General features: G+C 68.4%; 8 protein-coding genes. 6 read left to right on the top strand and 2 right to left on the bottom strand.

The window, feature by feature from the left end:
• Positions 1–220: 220 nt before the first annotated feature.
• Together ABTZ94_RS08720 and ABTZ94_RS08715 are read left to right on the top strand one after the other, a co-directional pair.
• Entirely contained in the window at positions 221–1,120 is a 900-nt protein-coding gene (locus ABTZ94_RS08720; RefSeq protein WP_351198909.1) for a S1 family peptidase, read from the top strand.
• 211 nt (positions 1,121–1,331) lie between these two features.
• On the top strand, positions 1,332–1,811 hold the full coding sequence (locus ABTZ94_RS08715) for a hypothetical protein (protein ID WP_351198907.1): 480 nt from the start codon (positions 1,332–1,334) through the stop codon (positions 1,809–1,811).
• A gap of 57 nt (positions 1,812–1,868) precedes the next feature.
• Here ABTZ94_RS08715 and ABTZ94_RS08710 read toward each other — a convergent pair whose 3' ends face one another.
• Entirely contained in the window at positions 1,869–2,795 is a 927-nt protein-coding gene (locus ABTZ94_RS08710) for a DUF4231 domain-containing protein (protein WP_351198905.1), read from the bottom strand.
• Positions 2,796–3,021: 226 nt separating this feature from the next.
• Between ABTZ94_RS08710 and fxsA the strand changes: the two genes are divergently transcribed.
• The 4 genes from fxsA to fxsT all read left to right on the top strand — a co-directional run bounded on the left by fxsA (position 3,022) and on the right by fxsT (position 10,973).
• On the top strand, positions 3,022–3,189 hold the full coding sequence (gene fxsA, locus ABTZ94_RS08705) for an FxSxx-COOH cyclophane-containing RiPP peptide (RefSeq protein WP_351198903.1): 168 nt from the start codon (positions 3,022–3,024) through the stop codon (positions 3,187–3,189).
• Positions 3,190–3,253: 64 nt separating this feature from the next.
• Entirely contained in the window at positions 3,254–5,488 is a 2,235-nt protein-coding gene (gene fxsBH / locus ABTZ94_RS08700; RefSeq protein ID WP_351198901.1) for a radical SAM/SPASM protein FxsBH, inactivated beta-hydroxylase extension form, read from the top strand.
• A 210-nt stretch (positions 5,489–5,698) separates the two neighbouring features.
• Positions 5,699–7,054: an FxsC protein gene (fsxC, locus tag ABTZ94_RS08695; protein WP_351198919.1), complete on the top strand. Its 1,356-nt coding sequence runs from the start codon at positions 5,699–5,701 to the stop codon at positions 7,052–7,054.
• Entirely contained in the window at positions 7,038–10,973 is a 3,936-nt protein-coding gene (gene fxsT, locus ABTZ94_RS08690) for an FxSxx-COOH system tetratricopeptide repeat protein (protein WP_351198899.1), read from the top strand. The genes fsxC and fxsT overlap by 17 nt, the downstream gene beginning before the upstream one ends.
• A gap of 99 nt (positions 10,974–11,072) precedes the next feature.
• Here the strand turns inward: fxsT and ABTZ94_RS08685 are convergent, their stop codons facing one another.
• On the bottom strand, positions 11,073–11,948 hold the full coding sequence (locus ABTZ94_RS08685; protein WP_351198897.1) for an alpha/beta fold hydrolase: 876 nt from the start codon (positions 11,946–11,948) through the stop codon (positions 11,073–11,075).
• Positions 11,949–12,189: the final 241 nt, after the last annotated feature.

The following is a 12,189-nucleotide window of genomic DNA, read 5'->3' as shown; positions in this document are numbered from 1 at the left end:
CCCCGGCAGCACGTGTGCTGCCGGGGCCGCCCTGTGCGGTGCGACAAGTTGAGGCCAGAAGGCCCTCTTGTGCGAGAAGTTGACGCCTTGAATACTCCCGAGCAGCGCTTGTCAGGAACACGGCATTCCGTACTGCGGGCATGCCGTGCGAACGACTGCGCCTCACGGGTCCGGCCACCCCACAGGCGGGCCCCCGACTTCCCCTCGGGAGGAACGAAAAGTGAGGATCAAGCGCACCATCCCCCTCAGCGGTACCGCGAGACGCAGCAGGGCTGTCGCCATCGCCGCAGGCCTTGTCGCCGTCGCCGCACTCGCCGTCCCCACCGCCCAGGCCGACACCACCACAACCTTCAGCGCCAGGCAGCTCTCCGCCGCGAGCGACGCCGTGCTCGGCGCCGATGTGGCCGGGACCGCCTGGAGCATCGACCCGGCGACCAACACCCTCGTGGTCACCGCGGACAGCACGGTCTCGCAGGCCGAGATCAAGCAGATCAAGCAGTCCGCCGGCGCCAACGCCGGCGCCCTGCGGATCGAGCGCACCTCAGGAAAGCTCAGCAAACTGCTCTCCGGCGGCGACGCGATCTACGCCCCCGGCTGGCGCTGCTCCCTCGGCTTCAACGTCCGCAGCGGCAGCACCTACTACTTCCTGACCGCCGGTCACTGCACCGACGGCAACCCGCCCTGGTACACCAACTCCTCCAACTCGACCAGCATCGGCCCGACGGTCGGATCCAGCTTCCCGGTCAATGACTACGGTCTGGTGCGCTACGACAACACCTCGGTCGACCACCAGGGCACCGTCGGCAGCGTCGACATCACCGGTGCGGCCAACGCCACGGTCGGCATGTCCGTCACCCGCCGCGGATCCACCACGGGCATCCACGGCGGAACGGTCACCGGCCTCAACGCCACGGTCAACTACGGTGGCGGGGACATCGTCTACGGCATGATCAAGACGAATGTGTGTGCGGAGCCCGGCGACTCCGGCGGCCCGCTCTACTCCGGCTCCCAGGCGGTCGGTCTCACCTCGGGCGGCAGCGGCAACTGCTCCTCCGGCGGTACGACGTTCTTCCAGCCGGTCACCGAGGCGCTCAGCGCGTACGGGGTCAGCGTCTACTGACGCACGGCACCCCGGTCCGGCCCTCGAACGAGCAGTTGGCCCAGTTGGAGCCCCCGTCCGAATCCCGGGCGGGGGCTCCCGTTCACCCCGCGGCTTTTGAGAGAATGTGGGGCAGGTCGGTCATGCAGGAGCATACGGGGGCGGATGCTATGCCTTCCGGAGGGATGTCCTCCGGGAACCCCCGGCAGACACCTCAGGGGGTTCCAGGTCCGTGAAACGCATCGGAGTGACCGGCCATCGCAGCATTCCGCAGGAGGCCCATGCGCATGTGCTGGCCGGGTTACGGGCGGCGCTCTGCGGCTTCGAGGGCTCCCTGGAGGCCCTCTCCAGCCTGGCAGTGGGAGCGGACCAGCTCTTCGCCGATCTCGCCCTGGCCCACGGTGCGGATCTGACCGTCGTCATTCCCAGCGGCGACTACGAATCCTGCTTCGCCGACGCGGCCGAACTCGCCCGCTACCGGGCCCTCAAGGACCGGGCGGTCCGGGAGGTCCGACTGGACTACCCGCACTCCACGGACGAGGCGTACTACGCGGCGGGCGCGTACATCGCCGACCACTGCGACCGGCTGCTCGCCGTGTGGGACGGAAGGCCTGCCCGGGGCTTCGGCGGCACGGGCGACATCGTGACGTACGCCCGCAGCCTGGGCCGCCCGGTCACAGTGATCTGGCGCGAGGGCGTGGAGCGCACCTGACCCGTTGGCGCGGCCGTCTTCGTGTACGACCGCGCCGTCCGTCATCCTGTCTATCCGTCACATCTGATGCCGAGCAAGCCAGTCGGTGTGCTGTGGGGAGACGATGCGCTCGGTCTCGAAAACTGCCCTCGGCCACTGACGCTCGGTCAGCGTGGTCTCCATCGCCACCTGCATCGCCTCCAGATCCTGCTCCACCAGCGAGTGGGCCGAGATCAGCGGGTGGTGGCGGCGCATCTCGCTCCACGCCAGACAGGCTGCCGCGGCGGCCGAGACCACCCCCGTCACGGCGAAGGACTGGGTGACGGAGAACGTCCGCAGCAGCGCGAACACCAGGGCGAGCGCCGTCAGTACGGCAATGGTGGTCGACCAGGCGAGCGTGGCCCGCCGGGACACCTCCTGACGCCTGCGGTACCAACTGCGCTGCTCGATCAGCCGGTCACGTACATACGTCTCCTTGCGCACGGTGAATGCCTTGTTCCGCAACTCGCGCATGGAGTCCGTTATCAGCCCGCCCGAGTCCGCAGTCAGGTCGCGGGGGTCGGCCCACCCCACCTTCCGGAGCTCCTGAAGACCTTCTTCGAGACGATTCGCGAACATCGCCTCGGGGTGCTGGGTGATGGTGTCGAAAGGTGAGCCGTGCACCGAGTAGCGCCAGCAAATCGACTTGATGAACTCTGCTGCCGAGCGGTTGAGTTGCCATTGCGACTTCGCTTTGCGCTGGGCGGTGAGGTACATCGTGATCAGGACACCCACGTAGGCCAACACGCCGATGGCATCGGTGAGTTGAAACGTGTCAGCCATCTCCAGGTGCCAGGGCACCGCAGCCGGCATCGCGCCCACGACCAGTAGAATCAGCTGGACGCGGGTGGTGTTCACGGCCTCCCGCTGGCTTGCGATGGCGATCGCGTCCGTGTGATGGAACAGCGCCGGCAGGTCGGCGTTCCTGAACACCATGCTCTGCAGCGGTCCGGGAATCGCCGTCATGTTCACTCCCGTCTGCGGTTATGTCGTCACCTCAATGGTGGAATGGGTGGTTCCGTTCGACCCGGGGCAGTCCCATGTGACGCTCTTGTTCCAAGCGGGCAGCTTCAGTTGCCAACCGAGGTCATGAGAGTAAAGTCGTGCCGCCAGACACTGCAATGGTGCGGATACCGTTGCTGCATTCCTGTCTGGAACCATTCCATCGGAACAAATCCCCTCAAGGACGGCCGTGAAGACCTCTGAATCCTCCCTCCCCTTCGCTGTTGCGAAGAAGAACCGTGTGCCGCTCGTCGAGATCGATGTCCGCGGCACTGCTACTGCCCGGAAGATCGGTCGCGTGCATGCCGCGTCAGCCGGTCGCCCCACCCGGGCATCGACCTTCAACTCGGCACTCTGAACCGACGCCCCGGCACTCCGAACCAATGCCCCGAGCACCCCTTCGGGCTGGCTAGACTGGTGGAATGACAGGACCCCTGGTCCCTTTCCGCGAAGTCGTTCTCAAGGTTCACAGCAGGTGCGATCTTGCCTGTGACCACTGCTATGTCTATGAACATGCAGATCAGAGCTGGCGAACCCGGCCGAAAACAATCTCTGATGATGTCATCTTCCGGACTGCTCAACGCTTGGCCGAGCATGCCAAGACACATGCACTGCCCTCCGTGTCAGTGATCCTGCACGGAGGGGAGCCTCTGCTGGCGGGCCCCGCCCGATTACGGCGCGTCTGCGAAGAGCTCACCTCCGCCTTCGAAGGCATCGCTGAGCTCGATCTCCGTATCCACACCAACGGACTGCAGCTCAGCCCGCGCTATCTCGACCTCTTCGACGAGTTCGACGTCAAGGTCGGCATCTCCCTGGACGGCGATCGTGCCGCCAACGACCGGCACCGCCGCTACGCCGACGGACGCAGCAGCCACCCCCTGGTTCTCAAGGCCGTCGAGCTGCTCCAGCAGGAGCGCTACCGCCATCTCAACCTCGGACTCCTGTGCACCGTCGACATCGAGAACGACCCGCGCGCGGTCCTCGACGCACTCACCGAGCTCGCCCCGCCGCTCATCGACTTCCTGCTTCCGCACGCCACCTGGGACGAGCCGCCGCCCCGCCCCGACGGATCACCCACCGCCTACGCCGACTGGCTTCTCGCGGTCTTCGACCGCTGGCAGGAGCAGGGGCGCCCGGTGCCGGTACGGCTCTTCTCCTCGGTGCTGTCCACGCTGAGCGGCGGCCCCAGCCTCACCGAGTCCCTGGGGCTCTCCCCCACCGACCTCGTCGTCGTCGAGACCGACGGCCAGCTGGAGCAGGTCGACTCGCTCAAGAGCGCCTACGAAGGCGCGGCGGCCACCGGATTCGATGTCTTCACCCACACCTTCGACGAAGTCGCGGCCCATCCCGGGGTGCGGGCCCGCCAGCTCGGACTGGCCGGCGTCAGTGAGACCTGCCGCCGATGCCCGGTCGTGCGTTCGTGCGGAGGCGGCCTCTACACCCACCGATACCGCTCCACCGGGCCGTCCGGCGCATTCGACAACCCGTCCGTGTACTGCGCCGATCTGGAGACCCTGGTGCGCGGCATCGAGGCGCGCACCGCGGCGGCCCTCGTCGCACCCGCGGTGTCCGAGCCCGTCGAGCTGCTCGCCGCCCAGCAGGACCTCACCCGCACCCTGCTCGCCCGGCTGAACGCCGACATCGGACGGCGCGGCGGCGAGCGGTGGGCGGCCGTCTGGGAACTGGCCGCAACCATCGATGCGTCCGAGGAAGGGGCCCGCGGTCTGGACGAGGTGCTGGCCCACCCGTACACCCGCAGCTGGCTGCTGTACGCGATGGAGCTGGTCCACGAGCGGCCCGGGGCCGTGCAGGTGGCGCGTCGGATGCCGGCGTATCTCGCGGCCGCCGCCGTACGGGGCGGCCTCGATCTCTCCGTACGGGTGACCCTCTCGGGCGGCACGATCTTCCTGCCCGGCCTCGGCGAGTTGCGGATCCCGGATGCGGGGGAGCACGACACGGCACTGGTGCGGGCAACCGAGGACGGCTTCCTGGTCCGGCGGGAAGGGAGTGACGCGGCCGAGTTGCGGGTCGTACGGCCGCAGGAGGCCGGTCCCGGCTGGCGGCCGTTGCGCCGGCTCGTGACGCCCGGTTCGACGCCCGGCTTCGTGCTCGATGACCTCGACCCGTACCGCAAGTGCTTCTCCGTGCCCGCCGCGGACGCCCTCGACGACCGGGCCGCCGCCGACCTGGGGGCCAGGATCGGTGAGGCCTGGACGCTGATCGGGGCGAAGGCGCCCGGGTACACCGGGGACATGGCGGGCCGCCTCACCACCCTCACACCGCTGACCCGTCTGGCCCCGGCGGAGCCCGCCGTCGGGCGGCACGGATACGGCGCACTGGGGATCTCCCCGTACGGCAGTGCCGAGGAGTTGGCTTTCGCGCTGCTGCGGGGCTTCCGGCGGGCCGAATTGCGGGCGCTTCGCGATGTCACGGATCTTTACGCGGCAGACGGCTCCTGGGAACATCGGATGCCCTGGCGGGAAGAAGCAGTTCCGTTTTCCCGGTTGCTGACCGACACCTATGAGCGGGTGGCGTTGGGGGCTTTCGAGCCGAGTTATCTGGAGGGCGTACCGCAGGCCCTCGACACGCTGGAGGGTGCCGCCGAACTGACCGTCAGCGGGAAACGGTTGCTGGATCAGATGCGAAAAGAGATCTGAGGCCTGCATTCCGGTTCAGCCGGGGCCGTCGGTACGCACAGGACAACTGGGAGGAACGGGCGCAGACCGAATTCGATCAAGGAATGATCGGCTGAGCCGGGGAACGTATGACTGAAAACTGGCGTTGATTGACCGAACGCCATGGGGGTGGAGCAACGTCCGCTCCGGAATGATGAATTCGCTCGCATTCATTTCAATCCTCGGGTGCGGGTGCTCACACAGGACGGGGGTCGTGTGCACGCAACAACGCAGCAGCGAGCGGCGGACCATCGGCCGTACTTCTTCTTGAGTTATGCACATACACCGGGGTACGGCGGTGGAACGGACCCCGATATGTGGGTCGAGCGGCTCTTCCAGGATCTCTGCGGCCATGTGATGGCCATGACCGATCTGCCCGCGGGCGCGCCCGCCGGGTTCATCGACCGCGAGATACGCTCCGGCGAGGGCTGGTCGGAGCGGCTCGGCGAGGTGCTCGCCACCTGTCGGGTGTTCGTTCCGCTGTTCTCGCCGCGCTACTTCGCCAGCGAGATGTGCGGCAAGGAGTGGTACGCCTTCGCCCAGCGCGCCATTCACTACCGGGCCCGCTCCAACCAGCCGGCCGAGGCAATCGTCCCGGCGCTCTGGGTGCCGGTTCCGCCGAGCCAACTCCCGGGCCCCGCCGAGCGATTACAGTTCAACCACCGTGACTTCGGGGACCGTTACGTCAGCGACGGACTCTACGGACTGATCAAACTCAGGCTCTTCGCCGAGGAGTACGAGCGCGCGGTGTACGAACTCGCCAAGCGCATAGTCAACGTCGCGGACACCATACGGATCGGTGCCGGCCGCCCCGTCGACTACCGACTGGCCCCCAGCGCCTTCGGCCCGCCGAACAGCGGAGTCGGCGGCCCCCGCCCCATGCAGGTGACCATCGCCGCCCCCACCCGGCACGACCTGCCCGAGGGCCGCAACGCCGAGTACTACGGCGACAATCCGCAGGACTGGAACCCCTACCACCCGGCCGCCGCCCGCCCCCTGGCCTATGTCGCCGAGGACCTGGTGCGCTCCCTCAACTACCAGGCCACCATCTCCTCCTTCGACGAGGAGTCCGGGCACCCGGAGGGAAAGCAGCCGCCCAGCAGACCGGAGATCCTGCTTGTCGACCGCTGGGCCCTGCAGGACGAGGACCGGCGCCGGCGGCTCGCCGCCTTCGACGCCGAGAACCGCCCCTGGGTGACGATGATCGTGCCGTGGAACCGCGAGGACCACGAGAGCAGGGCGGCCGAGGCCGAGCTGACCGAGAAACTCGAACAGACCATGCCGACCAAGATGCGCCAGGGGCGGGCCTACTGCCGCGCCGCCGCCAAGGGCGTACCCAGCATGGAGGCCTTCGGGCAGATCCTGCCGCAGGTGGTCGAGGTGGCGGCCCAGCAATACCTGAGACATGCGGCGGTCTACCCACCCGCCACCGGCGGCGGGCACACCGAACGGACACGGTTGTTGGGGCCGATGGCGCAGACGTACTACACCCCTGGGACACACGACCCTGCGACGGATGCGGAGGACACGGATGACGGCCAGTCGTGACGGGCGCATCGTCACTTTCTACTCGTACAAGGGCGGCACCGGGCGCACCATGGCCCTGGCCAACACCGCCTGGATACTCGCCGCCAACGGAAAACGGGTGCTGGCCGTCGACTGGGACCTGGAGGCACCGGGGCTCCACCGGTTCTTCCACCCGTTCCTCGACCCGTCGACGCTCGGTGCCACCACCGGCGTCATCGATCTGATCACCGAGTACGCGTGGGCCGCGACCAGCCCCGTTCAGCGCGCCGACGACTGGCACCGCGACTACGCCCGTATCCAGCCGCACGCCGTATCCCTCACGCCCGAGGCGCTCGGCTGGGAGTTCCCGCACGGCGGCACCCTCGACTTCGTCTCCGCCGGGCGGCAGAACCGCGAATACTCCGCGACCGTCTCCACCTTCGACTGGGACAACTTCTACGACCGGCTCGGCGGCGGCCATTTCTTCGACGCCCTGCGCGACGACATGAAGGCCAATTACGACTACGTCCTCATCGACAGCCGGACGGGCCTCAGCGACATCGCCGACATCTGCACCGTCCATCTGCCCGACGTCCTCGTCGACTGCTTCACCCTCAGTGACCAGTCCATCGACGGCGCCGCCTCCGTCGCCCGGCAGATCTCCGAGCGCTACACCGGCCGCCCCATTTCCATCTTCCCCGTCCCGATGCGCATCGACGAGGGCGAGAAGGAGAAGGCCGACGCCGGACGGGCGCTGGCCCGGCTGAAGTTCGACCGGCTGCCGCGCGACCTGTCCGGTGATGAACTCACCGCCTACTGGGGCGCGGTGGAGATTCCGTACCGCCCCTACTACGCCTACGAGGAGACCCTCGCCACCTTCGGCGACGAGGCCGGTCTCACCAACTCACTGCTCTCCGCCTTCGAGCGGCTCACCTCCGTCATCACCAACCAGCAGATCACCTCGATGCCACCGGTCGGCGAAGAGGTACGGCTGCGCATCCGTGACGCGTTCACCCGGCGCAGGCCCGCGCTGCCCGCCGATCTCTTCCTCAGCTATGTGGCGGAGAACCGGATGTGGGCCGACTGGATCGAATCCGTGCTCACCCGGGCCGGGTTCCGCGTCGTACCGCGCGATGTGTCCGCCGAGCGGGAGACCCCGGAACCGGCGGCCACCGCCGCGGAGAACGCGGCCCGTACCGTGGTGCTGCTCTCCAGCGCCTACCTCAAGTCGCAGCGGGCGGTGAACCTCTGGGACCGGGCCGTGGCGGAGGACCCCGGCGGTGGCCGGCGCCATCTGCTGCCGCTCAGGGTCGGCGACGTACGGCTGTCCGCGGCCCACATCGACCGCAACCCCGTGGATCTCTTCCGGCTCGATGAGGTGCATGCCACCGCCGCCCTGTTGCGTGCCCTGGACCGGCCCGTACAGCTCACCGACGGTGTGTCGCCCGGACCGCGCTTCCCCGGTACCGTCCCCAGGATCTGGAACGCACCGCCGCGCAACCCCGGCTTCACCGGCCGCTCGCTGGTCCTGGAGCGGATGCGCGACCAGCTCGGCGGCGGAATGGCCGTCGTGCTGCCGCAGCCGCAGACCCTGTACGGACTCGGCGGCGTCGGCAAGACCCAGGTCGCCCTGGAGTACGTGCACCGCTTCATGGCCGACTACGACCTGGTCTGGTGGATTTCCTCCGAGCAGACCGACGATGTGGTGGCCGGGCTCGCCGAGCTCGCCGTCCGGCTCGGCGCCCAGGGCGGCGACGACATGGCGGCCGCCTCCCAGGAGGCCGTGGACCTGCTGCGGCGCGGCGTGCCCTCGGACCGCTGGCTGCTGGTCTTCGACAACGCCGACGACCCCGAACGGCTCAGGCGCTACTTCCCGCAGGGCGGCTCCGGCCACATCCTGGTCACCTCCCGTAACCAGGCCTGGTCCCAGCACGGCGACGCACTGCCGGTCGACGTCTTCCTCCGCGAGGAGTCCATCGAACACCTTCAGCGCCGGGCCCCGGGGCTGAGCGACGAGGACGCCGCCCAGGTGGCCACCGCGGTCGGTGACCTGCCGCTCGCCGTCGAGCAGGCGGCGGCCTGGATCGCGGAGACCGCCACCCCGATCGACACCTATCTGGAACAACTGGCCCAGCAGGCCCCCGAGGTCCTGGCGCTCAACCAGCCGGCAGGCTACCCGGAGCCGGTCGCCGCGACCTGGAACATCTCCATCGAACGGCTCAAGGAGCGCTCGCCCGCCGCGGTGCGGCTGCTGCAGCTCTGCGCCTTCTTCGCCCCCGAGCCGATCTCCGGGAACCTCCTGTACAGCAAGGAGATGATCGAGGCGCTGAAGCCGTACGACGCCTCGCTCCAGGAGAAGCTGGTGCTGGGCCGGGTCATCCGGGAGATCGGGCGGTTCGCCCTCGCCAAGGTCGACCAGGTCTCCAACTCCATCCAGGTGCACCGTCTCGTCCAGGCCGTCATCCGGGCACAGCTCAGCGAGGAGGAGCAGCAGGACGCCCGGCATGCCGTCCACCGCATTCTGGCGGGCGCCCGGCCCGATGACGACGAGCCGATCGACAACCCCTCGACCTGGCCGCAGTTCGCCACCATCTGGCCGCACCTCGGCCCGTCCGACGCTCGCAACTGCAAGGAGCCCGAGGCCCGCAGGCTGTTGATCGACCGGGTTCGCTACCTCTGGAAGCGAGGCGATTTCAGGACCGCCGCCTCCCTCTGCGAGGAGCTGCGCGCCATCTGGAAGGAGACACTGGGGGAGCGCGACATCCAGTACCTCTACCTCTGCTTCCACCTCTCCAACATCTACCGCTCGCGCGGCCGTTACGTGGAGGCCAGAGAGCTCGACGAGATCACCCTGGCGACACAGCGGGAAGTCCTGGGCCCGGAGCATCCGCACACCTACATGAGCACGAGCAGCCTGGCGACGGACCTCGGCACGCTCGGTGAGTACACCAGGGCGATCGAGCTGGCGACCGAAGCCACCGACGGGTTCAATCAGATCTTCCACGATTCGCACCCGAGGACCCTGGCAGCGGCCAACAACCTGGCGTTCACCCTGCGGTCCATCGGTCAGTACGCCAAGGCCAGGGAGATCGACCAGGACGTCTTCGACCGGCGGGTCGAGGTGCTCGGCGCGGAACACCCGTACAGCCTCTCCTCGGCCATGAACCTGGCCCGTGACCTGCGTGACGTCGGGCGGTACGAGGACTCCGTCTCCATCCTCAGCCGCACGTACGACAGTTACAAGGCCACGCTCGGCCGGGCCTTCCCCGGCACGCTGAGTGCGGCGAAGAGCCTGGCGGTGTCGCTGCGCAGGGCGGGCAGACTGGAGGACGCCCGCAGGCTCACGGTGGCGACCCGCGCCCGGTACCGGGCCAAGTACACCTCCGCCAACCCGGAATGGCTGGCCTGTGACCTCAATCTGGCGGCCGACCTGTTCGCGGCGGGCGAGGCGACCGAGGCCAGGGACACTGCGCAGGAGGTCGTCGACCAGTACATGAAGGTGCCGGGGGAGAAACACCCGTACACCCTGGCAGCCCTGAACAACCTCGGCGTCTACCAGCTGGGGGCCGGCGCGGTGGATGAGTCGGAGCGGGTGCTGACCCGGGTGGTCGCGTCGATGCGGGAGGTGTACGGGCACGAGCACCCCAACACCCTTTTCTGTGTGATGAATCTGGCCAATGCGACGGCCGCACGGGGCGATCTCGAACTCGTGCTGGAGACCGAACGGAAGGTGGCCGGACAGCTCAGGCACGTCCTCGGGGCGCACCACCCGGAGACCCTGGCCATGGTGTCGAACACGGCGGTCACGCTCGACGCGATGGGGCGCAAGGACGAGGCGACGCGGCTGAGGGCGGAGACGGTCGACGAACTGTCGCGGCAGCTCGGTGACGACCACCCGATGACCGGGATCGCCCGGGACGAGCGCCGGTTCGAGCGCGAACTGGAACCGACGGCGGTATGAGCCGCAGGAGCGTCCGGCCGCCACCGGACGCTCCCGGTTCCTCCCTGCCTCTCCCTGCCTCCTCCTGTCCCGCCTGGTCAGAGGTCACCCGACAGGATCTCAGCAGGCAGCCGGCTCCAGCAGCCAGTTGAGGATCGTGGGCAACACGTGCAGCGCGTCGAAGTGCGCGGCCGCAGGTTCCACCACGACGGTGGAGTTCGGGATGCGCTCGGCCAGCCAACGGGAGTGGCCCACCGGCGAGAACACATCCTTCTCGCCGTGCCACAGCATCACCGGACCCGTGATGTCCGCAGGGTCGAACCCCCATGGACGGCTGAACGCGATCGCGTCGTCGATCCAGCCCCATGCCGAAGTGCGCAGCCCCTCACGGTAGTTGCGCAGCAGCATGGTGCGGACCCCTGCGTCATTGACCACCATCCGGTCGGAGTCGGTCAGCTCCCGGCGCAGATCGTCGATGAGCCTGACCGGATTCTTCCTGATCACCGCCGACCGCGAGATGAACGACTCCGCGAGCCCGTCCGGATCGGCCGCCGCGGTGGAGTACGCCAGTACATTGGAGGCGGTCATCCCGTCGAACCAGTCGAGGCCGTCGGCGCCCCAGGGAGCCAGCCCGACCAGTGCGGCGGTACGGGTGACCCGCTCGGGCATCAGCGCGGCGCAGGCCAGGGCGTGCGGAGCGCCACCGGATCGGCCCACCACGGCGAACCGCTCAAGCCCCAGGTGGTCCGCGATGGCCCGTACGTCCTGAACGACGTCGGCGACACAGCGGCCCGGCAGCCGGTCGGAGTCGCCGTAGCCCGGCCGGTCATAGGCGATCAGCTGTGTCTTGCGCTGGTACAGCACCATGCCGCGCGGAGCCGGACCGAGCCTGCTGCCGGGCATTCCGTGCAGCAGAAAGACCGGTCTGCCGCAGGGATCCCCCAGACGCTCCACCACCAGATGCCGCCCGTCCGTTGCGCGCACCCGATTACGCACTCCGCGCCTCCTCCGTATGGTGCGGGCACCGCGTACCCGACTTTTGCCGCCCGATTCGATGATGGCCCATCAAACCGCTCATGGGCACTGTGCGTTGGACTTAAAGTCGCCGGGGCGGAGGCCGGGTGGAGGTTGGCGACAGCGACGACTACCGGACAGGGGCGGTCCTCACCCCTCAGGTAGTGGTGAGACCGTCGGCTACGAGCCGGCCGCGGCGGTGACGATCTCCGTGCGCACGTCG

It is taken from the genome of Streptomyces sp. NPDC002785 (assembly GCF_040295565.1).
GTDB lineage: Bacteria > Actinomycetota > Actinomycetes > Streptomycetales > Streptomycetaceae > Streptomyces.
This window is presented reverse-complemented; position numbering and strand designations above follow the sequence as displayed.